General features: G+C 68.5%; 17 protein-coding genes. 10 read left to right on the top strand and 7 right to left on the bottom strand.

Going from position 1 to position 15,924, the window contains the following annotated elements; all coding sequences use genetic code 11:
• Nucleotides 1-747 precede the first annotated feature (747 nt).
• Both sigM and H590_RS0108495 read left to right on the top strand, forming a co-directional pair.
• Nucleotides 748-1,413: an RNA polymerase sigma factor SigM gene (gene sigM, locus H590_RS15710; protein WP_232020886.1), complete on the top strand. Its 666-nt coding sequence runs from the start codon at nt 748-750 to the stop codon at nt 1,411-1,413.
• A gap of 218 nt (nt 1,414-1,631) precedes the next feature.
• On the top strand, nt 1,632-1,919 hold the full coding sequence (locus tag H590_RS0108495; protein WP_028703222.1) for a hypothetical protein: 288 nt from the start codon (nt 1,632-1,634) through the stop codon (nt 1,917-1,919).
• Nucleotides 1,920-2,310: 391 nt separating this feature from the next.
• Here H590_RS0108495 and glpK read toward each other — a convergent pair whose 3' ends face one another.
• Together glpK and H590_RS0108480 are read right to left on the bottom strand one after the other, a co-directional pair.
• Entirely contained in the window at nt 2,311-3,840 is a 1,530-nt protein-coding gene (gene glpK / locus H590_RS0108490; protein WP_028703221.1) for a glycerol kinase GlpK, read from the bottom strand.
• A 444-nt stretch (nt 3,841-4,284) separates the two neighbouring features.
• The gene (locus tag H590_RS0108480; protein WP_028703220.1) at nt 4,285-5,037 is read right to left on the bottom strand and encodes an MIP/aquaporin family protein; all 753 of its coding nucleotides are present in this window, start codon (nt 5,035-5,037) and stop codon (nt 4,285-4,287) included.
• 183 nt (nt 5,038-5,220) lie between these two features.
• On the opposite strand from H590_RS0108480, the gene H590_RS0108475 reads away from it, so the two are divergent.
• On the top strand, nt 5,221-6,171 hold the full coding sequence (locus H590_RS0108475; RefSeq protein WP_028703219.1) for a sugar-binding transcriptional regulator: 951 nt from the start codon (nt 5,221-5,223) through the stop codon (nt 6,169-6,171).
• Between the two features lie 15 nt (nt 6,172-6,186).
• Here H590_RS0108475 and H590_RS19130 read toward each other — a convergent pair whose 3' ends face one another.
• Nucleotides 6,187-8,013: a trypsin-like peptidase domain-containing protein gene (locus H590_RS19130; RefSeq protein WP_232020887.1), complete on the bottom strand. Its 1,827-nt coding sequence runs from the start codon at nt 8,011-8,013 to the stop codon at nt 6,187-6,189.
• A 225-nt stretch (nt 8,014-8,238) separates the two neighbouring features.
• The gene (locus tag H590_RS0108465) at nt 8,239-8,673 is read right to left on the bottom strand and encodes a winged helix-turn-helix transcriptional regulator (protein ID WP_232020888.1); all 435 of its coding nucleotides are present in this window, start codon (nt 8,671-8,673) and stop codon (nt 8,239-8,241) included.
• Nucleotides 8,674-8,780: 107 nt separating this feature from the next.
• Between H590_RS0108465 and H590_RS0108460 the strand changes: the two genes are divergently transcribed.
• On the top strand, nt 8,781-9,383 hold the full coding sequence (locus H590_RS0108460; RefSeq protein ID WP_028703217.1) for an NAD(P)-dependent oxidoreductase: 603 nt from the start codon (nt 8,781-8,783) through the stop codon (nt 9,381-9,383).
• Here H590_RS0108460 and H590_RS0108455 read toward each other — a convergent pair.
• A complete protein-coding gene (locus H590_RS0108455; protein ID WP_028703216.1) occupies nt 9,367-10,209 on the bottom strand; it encodes a pseudouridine synthase in 843 nt (280 codons plus the stop codon). The genes H590_RS0108460 and H590_RS0108455 overlap by 17 nt on opposite strands.
• 257 nt (nt 10,210-10,466) lie before the next feature.
• On the opposite strand from H590_RS0108455, the gene H590_RS0108450 reads away from it, so the two are divergent.
• The 6 genes from H590_RS0108450 (at nt 10,467) to glsA (ending at nt 14,023) form a co-directional block, all read left to right on the top strand.
• Entirely contained in the window at nt 10,467-10,793 is a 327-nt protein-coding gene (locus H590_RS0108450; RefSeq protein WP_028703215.1) for a thioredoxin family protein, read from the top strand.
• Between the two features lie 7 nt (nt 10,794-10,800).
• Nucleotides 10,801-11,502: a hypothetical protein gene (locus H590_RS0108445; protein ID WP_028703214.1), complete on the top strand. Its 702-nt coding sequence runs from the start codon at nt 10,801-10,803 to the stop codon at nt 11,500-11,502.
• Between the two features lie 159 nt (nt 11,503-11,661).
• Complete coding sequence (locus tag H590_RS0108440; RefSeq protein ID WP_028703213.1) at nt 11,662-12,099, top strand: OsmC family protein; 438 nt, start codon at nt 11,662-11,664, stop codon at nt 12,097-12,099.
• Between the two features lie 163 nt (nt 12,100-12,262).
• Nucleotides 12,263-12,703 carry a hypothetical protein gene (locus tag H590_RS0108435; RefSeq protein WP_028703212.1) on the top strand — a complete coding sequence of 147 codons (441 nt, stop codon included), beginning with the start codon at nt 12,263-12,265 and terminating at the stop codon, nt 12,701-12,703.
• The gene (locus tag H590_RS0108430) at nt 12,700-12,981 is read left to right on the top strand and encodes an SHOCT domain-containing protein (RefSeq protein WP_028703211.1); all 282 of its coding nucleotides are present in this window, start codon (nt 12,700-12,702) and stop codon (nt 12,979-12,981) included. Before H590_RS0108435 ends, H590_RS0108430 begins: the two co-directional genes overlap by 4 nt.
• 25 nt (nt 12,982-13,006) lie before the next feature.
• Nucleotides 13,007-14,023, top strand: coding sequence for a glutaminase A (gene glsA, locus H590_RS0108425; RefSeq protein ID WP_028703210.1), 1,017 nt, complete (start codon nt 13,007-13,009; stop codon nt 14,021-14,023).
• Nucleotides 14,024-14,053: 30 nt separating this feature from the next.
• On the opposite strand, the gene H590_RS0108420 is transcribed toward glsA, so the two are convergent.
• Nucleotides 14,054-14,515 (bottom strand): hypothetical protein, encoded by a 462-nt coding sequence (locus H590_RS0108420; protein ID WP_028703209.1) that lies wholly within the window; start codon nt 14,513-14,515, stop codon nt 14,054-14,056.
• Nucleotides 14,516-14,644: 129 nt separating this feature from the next.
• Complete coding sequence (locus H590_RS0108415; RefSeq protein WP_028703208.1) at nt 14,645-15,772, bottom strand: hypothetical protein; 1,128 nt, start codon at nt 15,770-15,772, stop codon at nt 14,645-14,647.
• Nucleotides 15,773-15,924 lie beyond the last annotated feature (152 nt).

The following is a 15,924-nucleotide window of genomic DNA, read 5'->3' as shown; positions in this document are numbered from 1 at the left end:
CGCAGGTTTCTCCGCCTCGGGCTCCTCGGCCTCGGGACGCCGGTCCCGGTCGGGTCGGTCCAGGTCCGCGGACCCGCTGAAGATGCCGGCGATGGGACGGATCCGTCCCGAGGACGTCGAGCAGGTCTCCCACGACCTGGCGCAGCCCCGCCCCTCCTCCCGACGCTGGCAGGTCCTGCTGGTCGCGGCGGTGGCCGTCGTCCTGGTCATCTGCCTCATCGTGGTGGGTGTCCGGCGCGGCACCGGTTCCGACTCGGCCGGCGAGGCCGCCGTCTCCCCCGGGTCCACGATCTCCATCTCGAAGGTCGATGACTTCGACCCCCAGCGCGACGGCGGCAATGACGAGGAGAACCCCGACCAGGTGGCCCTGGCCTGGGACGGGAAGCCCACCACCGCCTGGAAGACCCTGGTCTACCGCGGCTCCCCCAAGCTCGGTCGGCTCAAGCCCGGAGTCGGACTGGTGGTCGACCTGGGCCAGGACACCCGGTTCTCCTCGGTGACGGTGACCCTGGTCAACGGGGCCACCGATGTGGGCCTCTACGTGCCGTCCGGCTCGAGCCGACGGGCGCCGATGTCGTCCATCAACGACTGGACCAGGGTGGCCGGCGATGCGACCGCCCAGGGCACCACGACCCTGAAGCCGAGCGACCCGACCTCCAGCCGATACCTGCTGGTGTACCTCACCTCCCTGCCGCGGATCGGCCAGGGCCGCTACCAGGGCGAGATCGCCGAGATCAAGGTCAACCCGTGACCGGTCGCAGCGACGGCGAGTCCCTCCCCGGGGATGGAGTGGCGGGACCCGGACGCGAGCCGCAGGACAGCGTCCCGACCCCGGGCGGTTCCCCAGACCACGACGAACTGAGTGACGCCGAGCTGCTGAGGATCCACGTGGCCGGCGATGCGACCGCCTTCCAGACGCTCTTCCTGCGACACCGCGACCGTCTGTGGGCGGTGGCGCTGCGCACCATGCACGACCGGGAGGAGGCCTCCGATGCGTTGCAGGACGCGATGGTCTCGGCCTTCCGGCGGGCCGGATCCTTCCGGGGGGGCTCGGCGGTGACCAGCTGGTTGCACCGGATCGTGGTCAACGCCTGTCTGGACCGGATCCGTCGCAACCGGGTGCGCCGGGCCCAGCCCCTGGAGCCGGGGGATGATCGTGATCTCAACCTCGTGGCCTCCGACGACCCGACCATCGGGGTGGAGTCCGCCGAGCTGGCGGACGCCGTCCAGCAGGCGCTGGGCCGCATCAATGCCGACCAGCGGGCGGCCTTGGTGCTGGTGGACATGGAGGGGATGAGCGTCGAGGAGGCCTCGGTGGCGCTGGGGGTGCCGAAAGGGACGGTGAAGAGCCGCTGCGCGCGGGGTCGGGCGCGGCTGGCGGTGCTTCTGGAGCCGTTGCGGAACGTCTCATGACGGGCCGGTTCGACGCTCCGTCATCGCCGGACGGGGGTCACCGCCGACGTCGACCGGAGCAGGCGACCAGCAGGGTCGCGGTGACGACGTCCGACCCCTTGGCGGGTGGAGGAGACGCAGACAGGCAGGGGATGGGAACTGCCGGCGACCCTGGCGCGTCCCATCTGAGACGTGGCGAGCCCTCACAGGACGCGCACCCGGTTTCGAAGGAGGCCACCGTGGATGACAGCCGGCTCAACGATGACAGTCTGAACGACCCCGAGTGCAGTTGGGTGAGCGATCTTCTCGCCTCCCAGAACGCCCCCTCAGCCCCTGACGATGTGGTCGAGACGGTGCTGGCGGCGCTCGGCGATGAACAGTCCACCCGCCAGGCCGCAGAGCGGGCGAAGTCGGACTCCCTCGGTGAACTCCTGGGACGATCTGTCACCGGGACCTTCGGGACCAACGCCCCGACCCACTACACGAAGAAGGGCCTGGGACTGCGACAGTCCCAACCCCACCGCTGACCCGTCCTTGCGCTTTGCCAGACCCCCGCCGGCCATCCGGCGGGGGTCTCCCCGTCCACCCACCTCCGCCCGCCCTTCTCCCACGCCCTCTCCCACGATGCTCGCGAAGTTCGACGATGCTCGCGCTATAGCGCGAGCATCGTCGAACTTCGCGAGCATCGTGGATGGCCGTCTGCTTGCCCCAACCCGACCACCCATCCTCCGCACTCCGGCCACCCCACACCCACAAGCACGCAGAAACAGGGCGGGGAGAGGACTCCAGGTCCTCTCCCCGCCCTGTCGGCTCGGTCAGGCAGTCAGCTGCTCAGCCCCTCATCGGCCCAGCAGCCACCGGCCATCCTGCCCAGCAGCCACACCAGCAGCTGCTCAGCCGCTCAGCACTGACTGATGCTCAGTCGATCACGTCGTCGTCGACCCAGTCGAAGGTCTTGGTGACGGCCTTCTTCCAGTTGCGGTAGAGACGCTCGCGCTCCTTCTCCTCGCCCTTGGGCTCCCAGCGCTTGTCCTCGGCCCAGTTGTCGATGACGTCCTGCTCGCCGTTCCAGAAGCCGACGGCGATGCCGGCCGCGTAGGCGGCACCCAGCGCGGTGGTCTCGGCGACCACCGGACGGATCACCGGAACGCCGACCTGGTCGGCCTGGAACTGCATCAGGGTCTCGTTGGCGGTCATGCCACCGTCGACCTTGAGGGCGGTCAGCGGGACGCCGGAGTCGGCGTTCATGGCGTCGACGACCTCGCGTGTCTGGAAGGCGGTCGCCTCGATGACGGCGCGGGCCAGGTGGCCGCGGTTGACGTAGCGGGTGAGGCCGACCAGGGCGCCGCGGGCCTCGGTGCGCCAGTACGGAGCGAACAGGCCCGAGAAGGCCGGCACGAAGTAGGCGCCGCCGTTGTCCTCGACGGTCTTGGCCAGCTCCTCGATCTCCGGGGCGGAGTCGATCATCTGCAGGTTGTCGCGCAGCCACTGGACCAGCGAACCGGCCACCGCGATCGAACCCTCGAGAGCGTAGACGGGCTTCTTGTCGCCGATCTTGTAGCAGACGGTGGTGAGCAGGCCGTTCTTGGAGAAGACGGCTTCCTCGCCGGTGTTCATCAGGGTGAAGCAGCCGGTTCCGTAGGTGTTCTTCACATTGCCGGGCTCGAAGCAGGCCTGGCCGAAGGTGGCGGCCTGCTGGTCGCCGAGGATGCCGGCGATCGGGGTGTCGATGAGCAGGCTGTTCTTGGAGCCGTAGCCGTAGACCTCGGAGGAGGACTTGATCTCGGGCAGCATCGACATCGGAATGCCGAAGTCCTTGCAGATGTCCTCGCGCCAGGTGAGCTCGCGGACGTCCATCAGAAGAGTCCGGGACGCGTTGGTGACGTCGGTGACGTGAATGCCGCCGTTGACGCCGCCGGTGAGGTTCCACAGCACCCAGGTGTCCGGGGTGCCGAAGAGCAGGTCCCCGGCCTCAGCCTTCTCGCGGGCGCCGTCGACGTTGTCGAGGATCCACTTGATCTTCGGGGCGGAGGGGTAGTTGGAGACGTTCTCGCCGGTGATCTGGCGGTAGCGCTCGGAGCCGGCGGGGTCCCCGGCGTTGATCTCGTTGACGATGGAGGTGGTGCGGCCGTCCTGCCAGACGATGGCGTTGTAGACCGGCTGTCCGGTGTTCTTGTCCCAGACGATGGTGGTCTCGCGCTGGTTGGTGATGCCGATGGCGGCCAGCTGGTGGCGGTTGATGGAGGCCTTGCCGAGGGCCTGGCCGACGACCTCCCTGACCGCCTCCATGATCTCGATCGGGTCGTGCTCCACCCAGCCGGCACGCGGGAAGATCTGCTCGAACTCCTGCTGACCGACCGAGACCACCGTGCCGGCGTGGTCGAAGATGATCGCGCGAGCGGAGGTGGTCCCCTCGTCGATGGCGAGAACGTACTGCTGGTCACTCATGAGTGATCCCTTTCTGTGTCGAGACTCCGCAGCGGTGCTCCGGAGGTCGATGGGGCGAAGCGCCGCCCGATGTTGTCGGTCCATCCCGGCCGGATCCTCAGGTGATCCGACCGGTCTTCCTCGGATCCGGTCTCCTGACCGACGTCGTCCACGACGTCTGCTGTCGACCGTCTCCACGTGCTGACTGAGCACTGGATATGGAGTTGTCTATTCGATTGTCCGGTGACGCCGTGACAAGCCGTTATGCCTCAGCACCACCACCATCGTTGGTATCACACCCAGTCGAACCACCGGCCACCGAGGCGGCCGACGTATCCCACCGGGGACTCGAAGGAGTCCACCCGGGGTGCCCGTCGACGGACTGCCCGCCGATGGGCCCCGGTCACACCAACTGAACTGGATGCCCTCCGGGAGACGGCTGGCCGCCGTCCCCCGCACGACGTGTCAGAGCCAGAACACCCGGTAGGTGAGCGCGGCGAGGATGGCACCGAGCATCGGGCCGACGATCGGAACCCAGGAGTAGCCCCAGTCGGAGCTGCCCTTGCCCTTGATCGGCAACACGGCGTGGGCGATACGCGGACCGAGGTCACGAGCAGGGTTGATGGCGTACCCGGTCGGGCCACCGAGGGAGGCGCCGATCGCGACGATCAGCAGAGCAACGCCGAGCGGGCCGATGGCGGTCGTGGTGTAGCCGGACAGCAGGACCCAGATCAGCAGCACCCAGGTGCCGATGAGCTCGGTCATGGTGTTCCAGAAGGGGCTGCGGATCTCGGGGCCGGTGGCGAAGGTGCCCAGCTTGAGCGCGGGGTCGCAGTCCTCGTCGTAGTGCTGCTTGTAGGCCAGCCAGGCGATGACGGCACCGACGAAGGCGCCGGCGAACTGACCGGCGATGCAGACCAGGATGTTGGTCGCGTTGGCCGGGAGGCCGGGAGCGAGGTCTTTACCGGCCAGCCACAGGCCGACGGTGACGGCGGGGTTCAGCTGCCCACCGGTCTTGTAGGCTGTGTAGACGCCGAACATGACGCCGAAACCCCAGCCCCAGTTGATCTGGAGGGAACCTGGAGCATTGGCCCGACCCTTCGACTTGGGGAGAAGATTGTTCGCCACGACGCCCACACCAAGGATGATGAGGATCATTGTTCCAAGGAACTCGGACCCGAATGCGGTCGCGGCGGGAACCGCCGTTTCCAGAACCATGAAGGACTCCTATGAAGGGGATGTCACCAGTGACATCCGTCCGACGAGGGCCGCGTGGTCATCCGTCGTGGACGATCTCACCGCACCCGGTCCGGCTTTGCGCGCCGAACTGTCCGAATTAAACCATGGCCGTGAACATGGCATCAGCGAGCGTGCACTAACGTGCATCCTGAAGGGAAGAGTATGAACGAGTGGGCGGACGACCTCTGGACGGCGGCGTCCATGTACTACATGCAGGGCGAGACCATGGAGGTCATCGCCAAGCATCTGGGCACCTCGCGATCCACCGTCTCCCGTCTCCTCAAGCAGGCCCGGGAGACCGGGCTGGTCCGGATCAGCCTGGCCCAGCCGACCGGCGCCCGCACCGGCCTGGGCACCTCCCTGTCGAGGATGTTCGGGGTGCGCACCACCATCGTCCCGGTCCGCTCGGGAACCACCGAGGTGCACCGCCTCGACCAGGTGGCCCGGATCGCCGGCCAGCACATCACCGATCTCGTCCATGACGGCGTCTCCATCGGACTGGCCTGGGGAACCACCCTGGACGCCATCACCCAGCACCTCGTCCCCAAGGACGTCCGCAACGTGCGGGTGGTCCAGATGAACGGGGCCGCCAATCCCGGCAGCTTCGGCATCCCCTACACCGGGGCGATCATGACGCGGATGGCCCAGGCCTTCCAGGGGGAGGTCGTGCACTTCCCGGTCCCCGCCTTCTTCGACGACCCCCAGACCAAGGTCGCGATGTGGCGCGAGAGGGCCGTGCAGTCGGTGCTGGCGGCCCAGCGGAACCTGGATCTGGCGGTCTTCGGGCTGGGAGCCCTCGATGCCCCGGTGCCCTCCCACGTGTACTCCGCGGGCTATCTCACCGAGGCCGAGATGAGCGAGCTGACCGCCTACGGGGTGGTCGGCGACGTCAACACCGTCTTCCTCAAGGCCGACGGGTCCTTCACCGACATCCCGTTCAACGAGCGGGCCACCGGGATGACCCCGCACCAGCTCCAGAAGGTGCCGCGCAGGGTCTGCGTGGTGGCCGGACGCGCCAAGGCCAAGGCCCTGCTGGCGGCCCTCAGGGCGCGGGTGGCCACCGATCTGGTGGTCGACGACGAGACGGCCCGGGCAGTCCTGGACCTGATGTGACGCCGGCTCCCGGGCTCACCGGGCGGACGCCGCCAGGGTCACCTGGATCTTCTGCTGGGAGCCGTCGCGGACCACCGTCAGGGTCACTCTCTCCCCGACCTTGCGGGACCGCACCAGCCCGACCAGGGACTCCCCGGAGGTGACCGTCGTCGAGTTCATCGAGATGACGACGTCCCCCTCCCTGATCCCGGCCCTGTCGGCCGGCGAGTCGGCCTGGACCGATCGCACCGTCGCCCCCGTGGTCGTCACGCCCGCGACGGTCGCGGTGCCGGTGGCGGTGGTGACGCCGAGGTAGGCGTGCCGGGCCTTGCCCGAGGCGATGAGCTGGTCGGTGATGATCTTCACCTGGTTGACCGGAATGGCGAATCCGATCCCGATGCTGCCGGACTGGGAGTTCGACGACCCCGAGGACAGGCTGGCGATCGAGGAGTTGATCCCGATCAGCTGGCCATCGGCGTTGACCAGGGCGCCGCCGGAGTTGCCCGGATTGATCGGGGCGCTGGTCTGGATGGCGCTGGTGACGACCACACCGGCGGAGTCGGAGCCGCTGGCCTGGCCCTGGTCCCCGGTCGACGTCGTCACCGGGCGGTTGAGGGCGCTGATGATGCCGGTGGTGACCGATCCCGACAGTCCCAACGGGTTTCCGATCGCCATCACCGGGGCGCCGACGGCGAGCTGGTCGGAGTTGCCGAGTGTGATCGGGGTGAGGTCCTTGGGCACCTGGCCCAGGCGGATCACGGCGAGGTCGGTGGACGGATCGGTGCCGACGATCGTGGCCTCGTAGGTCTTGTCGCCCATCGAGACCGCGATGGTGCCGCCGGACCCGCCGGCCGCGACGACGTGGTTGTTGGTGACGATGTCGCCCTTGGTGTTGAGAACGACGCCGGAACCGGCTCCGGTGCCCTGCCCGGTCTTCACCGAGATGGAGACCACCGAGTTGGAGACGGCCTTGGCGGTGGCGGTCCAGTCCGGGTTCGAGGCATTGCCCTGGATCACCCGGGTGCCAGAGGCGCTCGGGGCGACCGAGGAGCTCGTGGTGGCGGCGTCGTTCTGGGTCTGGCTGCTCACCGCCCAGCCGGACAGACCGCCCGCCCCGGCGGCCAGGACCGCGACCAGGGCGACCGCCCCGGCCTTCATCCCGGTGCCGCGGCCGCGCTGGGTGGTCGTGGCAGGGCCGGACGCCGGTGGCGCGTACTGTCCGGCGGGGCCCTGCCCCCAGGATCCCTGGGAGGAGCCGAAGCCCTGTGCTGAGCCCGCACCCTGTGACGGGTTGGGTGCCGCCGGGCCCGGGTACGGGGCCCGGTTGGCCGACTGCCCCTGCCCCGGGTAGGAGGCGTTCGGGTACTGCCCCTGCCCCGCGTACGGACCCTGCTGCCCCTGGCCCGGGTACTGGCCCTGACTGGAGTAGGGCGAGGTCCCCGAGTCCTGCCAGGTCTGCGAATACGGCTGGGAGTAGGGCCCGGTGTTGGACTGGGACGCCGAGGGTTGACTCTGATACCCGTACCCCTGTGAGGACTCGGCACCCCATGGAGAGCTATCACCCTGCCGGGGGTCGGAGCCGGACGGGGAGGGGTGGCCCTGCTGTCCGGCGTCGCTGCCGGGACCGGTGGGGGACTGGCCCCCGGCCTCCGCGGCGGTCTTCGGGGCCTGGTCGGCGGGTGTGCCGGCCGAGGCGTCCAGGGTGTCCCACCCGCTCCACACGGTCGGCTCGGCGGGCTGACCCGGACCGGCGGGCTGACCGGAGTCAATCGGCTGACCGGAACCATCGGGCCGGACGCCGTCCTGAGACCACTCCGCTCCGTCGCGGGGGGCCTCGCCGGAGCTCCTGTTGCTGTCATCCATGGACATCATGCTGGCCCGGCTTCCTGTGTGAGAGATGAGGACTGCCTCTGAGCCTCCTGATCACACTGCTGCTTCACAGGGACTCCAAGGGTGACCGTCGCACCGTTGCCAATTCTTCCGCACCCGGGGCCGTCGAACCAGCAGCGACCAGCAGGCCGGTGGCTCCGGGGCCCCACAACGCCCGAATGCTTCGATCCCTCCGATCCCTCAGCCCCCTCCGATCCCTCAGGCCTCGCCGCTGCCGGCGTCCCAGGCCCGTCGGGCGGCCAGCACCTCGCCGGCATGGCCCTCGGCCCAGTCACGCAGCGCACCGATCGGAGGAATCAGACTCTGCCCGAGCGCGGTGAGGTCGTAGTCCACCCGCGGGGGCACCGACGCCGTCACCGTCCGGGTGAGCAGTCCGTCGCGCTCCATCGACCTCAGCGTCTGAGTGAGGACCTTCGCCGTCACCCCGGCGACCTGGCTGCGCAACTGTCCGAAGCGCAGCGACCCCGGCGCCAGGGCGGAGACGATGAGCGGGGTCCAGCGGTCGGTGAGGTGCCTCAGCACGGTGCGGGAGGGACAGGCCGGGTTCATCACGTCGAAGGCCATCGGCCCCTGCGGCGAGCTGCTGCGCCGCGGTCCCGTCCCGACGGTCCTCGGCTGCGCGGTGGTTGACACGCCCTCACACTCCTTCAGTTACCTTGAGGTACTTCGTTACCACCGTATACCGTGAATCGCGTGGGATCGAGATCACTCCCGATCCGCCGTACTTCTCAGGAGGACACATGAACATCACCGTCATCGGGGCCACCGGCATGGTCGGCTCCCGCGTCGTCGCCGAGGCGTTGTCCCGCGGACACCAGGTGACCGCCGTCACCCGTGGTGGCACGGCGGTCGAGGGAACCACCCCGGTCGCCGCTGACCTGTCGGACACCGCGGCCGTCGTCGACCTCATCAACGCCTCGGACGCCACCGTCATCGCTGTGCCGACCGACCGCACCGGTGGCTCGGCCGAGCCCGTCATCAAGGCCCACCGCGATCTCATCGCCGCCGCACCGACCGGACGCCTGCTGGTGGTCGGCGGCGCCGGATCCCTGCTGGCCGACGGGGTCGAGCTCAAGGACGGACCGGGGTTCCCGCCTCTCTACAAGCCGGAGGCCGAGGCCTTCTCGACCGTGCTGGGCCTGTACCGGGCATCCCACGGGCTCGACTGGACGCTGATCTCCCCGGCACCCGAGATTGCCCCCGGAGACGCCGCGGACCACTACTCGGTGGCCCTCGACTCGCCCGCCGGCAGCTTCGTCAGCTCGGGAACCTTCGCCGTGGCCATCCTCGACGAGCTGGAGACGCCGGCCCACCGAGGGGCGCGATTCACCGTCGCCCAGTGACCCCGGGCCAGCAGGACAGGGTCCGTCGGGAGCGGAAGCAGCGCGGCTCGCCGGTGACGGGGTCGGTGAAGGAGGCCTCGAAGGCCTGGAGCTGGAGCGGGCGGCTGAAGTCGTCGACCGGGATGTCGAGCACCTCGGGGTAGAAGGGGTCGTTGAGGATCGGCGCCCCCAGCCGCATGAGATGGAGCCGGATCTGATGGGTCTTGCCGGTCAGCGGGAGGGCCTCGTAGAGGCCCAGATCGCCCCGGCGCTCCAGGAGCCGGATCCGGGTGCGCGCATTCGGCGGTGACCCGGGCAGCTCGGTCGCCTGGAGGACGCCGCGCTGCTTGACGATGTGACTGGCGACCGCGACCCCCTCGGGGGGCAGGTCGAGGGCCGGGGCGACGGCCCGGTAGATCTTGTGCACCTGGTGGTGCTCGAAGAGTTCCTGGTAGGGCCGCCGCCACCGACGTTGACAGGTGAGGATCAGTACTCCGGCGGTGACCCGGTCCAGTCGGTGGGCGACCGTCAGCTCCGGCATTCCCAGTTGGGTCCGCAGTTTGACCACCACCGACTCCAGCACGTGGGCGCCGCGGGGGATCGAGGACAGGAAGTGCGGTTTGTCGACCACCAGGATCCGCTCGTCCCGGTGGAGGATCTCGATCGGGAAGGGCACCGGCTTCTCGACCGGCAGGTCCCGGTGGAAGTAGACGAAGGTCTGCGCGGTGAACGGGGTGGCGCGGTCCATCGCGTCCCCGTCGCACCCCACGAATCGTCCCCGGGCGAGCATCTCGTCGATCCGGGCCGGCCCGATCCTGGGAAGTTTCCACACCAGGAAGTCGCGCATCGTGGCCCAGGGAGCCTGTCCCGATCCGGCCGGCGGGACGCCGTCGGCCGCCGCCAGACGCCGGCACTCCCCCTGGTCGGGGGTGCGCACCCAGGCGGACTCCAGGCCGTGACGCTGGGGCAGCGGAGAGCGCGGTGGCATGGGAGCACCCTATGCGTCGGGTCCGTGCCGGCACTTCTGCGGTACTCCTCGGCGTCCTTCGGTGTGTCCCGACCGTCCTCTAAGATCGTCGAGTCCCCCCATCCGAGAGGTGAGCCATGAGCCAGGTCATCGAAGTCACCGATGCGACCTTCGCATCGGTGGTGCTGGGCTCGGCCCGGCCGGTCCTGGTCGACTACTGGGCCGACTGGTGCGCACCGTGCAAGCAGCTGTCCCCGGTCGTCGCGGAGCTCTCGGAGACCTACGGCGACCGGATGACCTTCGCCACGGTGGACACCAATGCCAACCAGCGCACCGCCGCCGACCAGCAGATCCTGTCCCTGCCGACCATTCAGGTGTGGCGGGACGGACGCCTGGTGAGGTCCTGGCCGGGAGGACGCTCCAGGCGCGCCCTCATCAAGGCCCTCGACGAGGTCGTCGGGTGAGGCCGCGATGACCGATCACGAGAACGAACCGCTTCCCGACGAGGAGAGGCCCCGCCGGGGAGCCGACCCCGCCGAGGACTCCCCCGGGACCGACCCTTCCACTGGGAAGACCACTGCCCCGTCCGCCGGACAGGCCGCGCGCCGGGGACCCAGCAGGGCCGCCGACGATCCCCACCAGGACGACCGGGCCCCCTCCCACAAGGTGATGGCCGTCGGCACCATCGTCGTGCTCGTGATCGCCCTGGTGGTCGGTTTCGCGGCCTACGCCATCAACTCCATCCAGCCGAGCACCCGCTCCGCCAGCCCGGTGGCCAGCTCGACCTGGAAGCTCGAGCTCCCGGTCCAGATCGGCGACTACACCCGCGACCCGAATGCCGCCGCATCTCCCTCGACCCAGGCCGGCAGCACCGTCATCTCGGCCACCTACTCCAAGGGCGGGAAGGACTCCGCCGTGATTCTGATGAGTCGCCCCCAGGCCGATCTGAAGAAGTTCATGTCGGAGGCGGGGATGACCTCGGTGACCCAGCAGGAGCTGTCCGACCGGTCGGGTACCGCCCTGTGCGGAGTCGACGCCGACCACAACGACACCGGCTGCGTGGTGCTGCAGGAGAGCACCGCGGTGCTGGCGATGGGGTTGCAGGACCAGTCCCGTCAGGATCTGGCGGATCTGGCCCAGCAGATCGGGATCCAGGCCGCCGGGAGCAAGTAGCGGTCGCGCAGAATCGGATCGGCGGGACCACCTCGGCCGGTGGGCGACCGCGGAATGACATTCACCGGGCGCGGGCGCACAATGGGCGAAGTTGCTCAGTCGGACCCTGCACGGTCCGACAGTGAGCCCACACACATGTCAGAGCACCAAGAGGTCGTCATGCCGTCAGCCACCAAGAAGGTCACCGTCACCCGCAAGTCCGAGGGACGCTATGTCGCCACGAATGCGCGCGGCGGTCAGGTTCGACTGGGTTCGGGGGCCGACGACGACTTCACGCCGGTGGAGCTGCTGCTGGCGGCGATCGGCGGCTGCTCGTCGGTCGACGTCGACCTGGTCACCAGCCGGCGCGACGAGCCGCAGCAGTTCGAGGTGGTGGTGAGCGGCCAGCGGATGGTCGACGAGACCGGTGGCAACCGTCTCGACCCGGTCACCCTGGACTTCGCGGTGCACTTCCGCGACACCGACGAGGGCCGGGAGGCCGCCGGGCTGGTCGAGCGTCTCGTCAAGCTGTCCCGCGACAAGGAGTGCACGGTTGCCCGGACGGTGGCGTCGTCGACCCAGGTGACCTTCAAGGTAGACGGGAAGACCCTCGACTGAGGCTGGTCGGCACCGTGTGACCGACACCGTGTGAGCCCATCGCCGGTTCGTCCCCCGGAGGGAGACGGGCGGGATAGGGTGTCGCTCTGGCGGCACCTCGGACCGCTCCTGTGGTCTGAGCACCCCATGCCGTCCACAGGCCCACCGGAGAAAGAGGCTGTCAGTGGCTACCGAACTGTTCTCTGGACCCGTCGACTACGTCGTCTTCGCCTTCGATCGCGGAGCCGACCTCAATGACGGACTCCAGACTCTCCTCCAGCAGGTCGAGGACGGCACCATCGAGGTCCTCGACATGGAGCTCATCACCCGCGACCCGGCCACGGGCACCGCGACCAGGGAGGCCCTCAGCGGACTGGCCGCGTTCTCGGCAGTCGATCTGGAGATCTTCGAGGGAATCGAGTCCGGCATCCTCGACGAGGAGGACATCGCCACGATCGCCGCGGAGATCCACGACGAGCAGTTCGCCCTCGTGGTCGTCTACGAGGACCGGTCTCTCGCCGAGACCGCAGCGGCCTGGACGCGGGCCGGCGGAACCGAGATTCTCACCGGTGGGATCGCCGTCGCCGATCTCGAACTCGCCGTCACGGAAGGACAGCCCTCATGAGCCTGCTCCGCACTGCCGCCCGCGCCCACGTCGCGACCAGGGTCATCGGCAGCACCCATCGCCGTCAGAAGCAGCGCTGGGCCGCCCAGAACGCGGCCCCTGCCGCCCCGCCGTCCCCCGTGGCACCGGCTGCCGCCCCGGCAACCGCGCCCGCCGGGAACTCCTCGACTGCGACGATGCTCGACCAGTTGACCCAACTCGGCCAGCTGCGCGAGGCGGGAGTGCTCACCGACGCCGAGTTCGAGGCCCAGAAGCAGCGGATCCTGGCCGCCGGATAGGCGTGTACCCCCGCATGGCCGCCTGATGATCACCTCCGGGTCCGACAGCGTCGAAGACGTCGACCACGTCGAACAACAGGTGTCGACCGGTCGTCTCCCCGCCTGGGAACAGGTCGAGAGGTTGACCGTCGAGGCCCACGATCGCTACCGCCACCTCGATGACGGCCAGGTGGCGGACTACATCCCCCTTCTCGCCGAGGCGGACCCGGCGTCGTTCGGCATCTCCGTGGCGGAGGTCGACGGTGCGACCCACGACGTCGGCGACAGCGGCCATCCGTTCTCCATCCAGTCGATCTCAAAGGCCTTCGTGTACGCGCTGGTGTGCAACTCACGCGGGCATCGGATCGTCAAGGACCGCGTCGGGGTCAACAACACCGGACTTCCGTTCAACTCGGTGATGGCGATCGAGCTCAACGACGGACATCCGATGAATCCCATGGTGAACGCCGGCGCCATCGCCACCACCGCTCTGATGCCCGGTACCGACACCGCCGAGCGGTGGGAGGCGATCCGCACGGGACTGTCGGCATTCGCCGGTCGCCGGCTCGAGGTGGACGACGAGGTCTACGCCTCCGAGATGGCGACCAATGTCCGCAACCGGGCGATCGCCCAGCTGCTCCAGAGCTACGGCCGACTTGATGGCGACCCGGTGGAGACGGTCGACGTCTACACCCGGCAGTGCGCCCTGATGGTCTCCACTCACGACCTGTCCGTGATGGGCGCCACTCTCGCCGACGGCGGGGTGAACCCTGTCACCGGCGAGCAGGTGATCTCAGCGGCCGTGTGTCGCGACACCCTCTCCATGCTCGCGGCGAGTGGCATGTACGAGCGGTCGGGAGAGGGGCTCTTCAAGATCGGGATCCCCGCGAAGTCGGGAGTGTCGGGCGGCATCGTCGCGATCGCCCCTGGAAAGTGCGCGATCGGGGCGTTCTCCCCGCGGCTGGACCCGGCGGGAAACAGTGTGCGCGGCCGGTGCGCGATCGCACACCTGTCGCGGGCACTCGGGCTGAACGTCTTCGCCTCCCGGGCCGAGAGTCAGTGACCCGGACTGCTCGGCGTCAATTCTCCGACCCTATCGGATCACGTTCCGCACGAACCGATGAATTCTGTCGAAGAGCGGCTCCTGATTGTAGGCCTGTTGTACGCAGTGATCTCCATCACCAGTGACGTAGGGAATGTCCAGCCAAAGTGTGTTCTTGTCATTTCTCAGGGTGTAGTTTCCTGCAATGAAGTTGACCGATACGTCGATGAGTTCATCGGTCGCCTCCAAGAGATCGGAGAACTGTCCCGAGTCCTCAAGACGCATCACCTCTATGCCGCAGGACAGGAATGAGGATACTTGCTCCTCATAGATGAAACGAAGCAGGGCGCTACGCGTCGATACCGTGCCCGTGAGCCTGAACTCTGATTCATCTACAGACAACCAGTTCACTCTTGTATGGCAGTTTCTCAACGCCTTCTCAGAGTGTTCATGCCACTCCAGTCGATGCCGCAGAAAACGGTCCTCCAGATTCTCCCCCGGGATCTCACCCATGGCGTCTCCCTGACTTGTCTAGCAATGTCGACATCATGCTACCTGGAGTGTCGCCGATCCTCTGATGCGCAATCGTCACCGAAGCTCTGAACAACACGGGCCATGAAGGAATCGGCCAGGTCGACACATTCAGCGCGGGCCGGCAGCAGTCTCGGTCTGTTCGGCACCCTGCTGGCAGTCTTCGGGTGCCGGCGCGTCCCCGCCGGGAGTCCTCGGGACTGTGAGAATCACCAGCAGATCGTCGCCGTCCGCGATGACCTCGGCACTCACCTGACCCGCGGACCCACCGCCGCCGAGGATCTCGGAGACTCCGGCGGCCGCCCCGGGCGTCGCCCCGGACAGCGCCACGGTGGCCTGCCCGGGGGATGATCGGGGAGCCCAGCGGCAGGTCAGTCTGGCTCCCTCGCCGGCCTCCCCGGCGAGCCGGACACACACCCTCCGGAAGAGAGCGGCCATCTCGGCGCGGTCGGCGTCGACCGGATCGACGCCGGTCATCACGACGGTGGCGCCGCGTTCGCGCGCCTTCCGGAAGCTTCGGTGCATGGTCGCGGAGACCACATGGGGGGCGACCAGCAGGTCCCTGGTGGAGGCCTCCAGGATGGCGCACTCCCGACGCACCTCAGCGTCGATCGGCATCCCCGCCGACAACCTCTCGAGCATCACCAGAGGATCCCCGCCGATGGCCGCCAGACGACGCTCGGTTTCCAGCCGCACCGCGTCGGCATGGGCCCTCCACCGAATCGCCTCGGAGATCCTCCGACGCCGGTCACGGACCATCTCCAGGGCGGCGTCCATGCTGCTGGCAGCCCAGGCGGCCCCCATCGACATCACCACCGGGAAGCTGAACGAGCTCGCCCGGCTGGCCATCAGCCAGCCGATGTCGTGGCCGCCGAGGATCGCCGCTCCGGCCGTCACCACGGGCAGGCTCGCAACAGCGACCAGCCACCACAGTCGGCTCCGGGTACGCCATGCCAGTGGTGCGAAGACTCCGAGGCTGAATCCGATGAACCACTCCTGCCACTCGGGTTCCGGGGTCAGCCGCAGGTTGGCCAGCATGATGATCTGCGCCGCCATCGTCGCGACCGCCAGCAGGGTGCAGATCCGGAGATTGAGCCTGGGCCAGCACATCGCGGCGCCGACGCTCAGCACCAGGATGGCCAGACCGAGATCCTCGATCCGCCAGTCGATGACGTAGGGGCTGCACGGCACTCCCATCGACAGGCTGATCAGCAGACAGAGGATGAAGAACCCCACCATGGCTCGGAAGGCGGGCAGTTGACCGGCTCTTCAGGATCCAGGGTGTAGTCGGGGTCTGAACCCTCCGGTCTCCAGGAGGCTTCGGAGTCGGTAGTGGACCTCGTTGCGGAAGCCCAGGGCGATGCCGCGGAGGTGTTCGAGTCTGCCGTTGA

It is taken from the genome of Acidipropionibacterium jensenii DSM 20535, assembly GCF_000425285.1.
GTDB classification, from domain to species: Bacteria; Actinomycetota; Actinomycetes; order Propionibacteriales; family Propionibacteriaceae; genus Acidipropionibacterium; species Acidipropionibacterium jensenii.
This window is presented reverse-complemented; position numbering and strand designations above follow the sequence as displayed.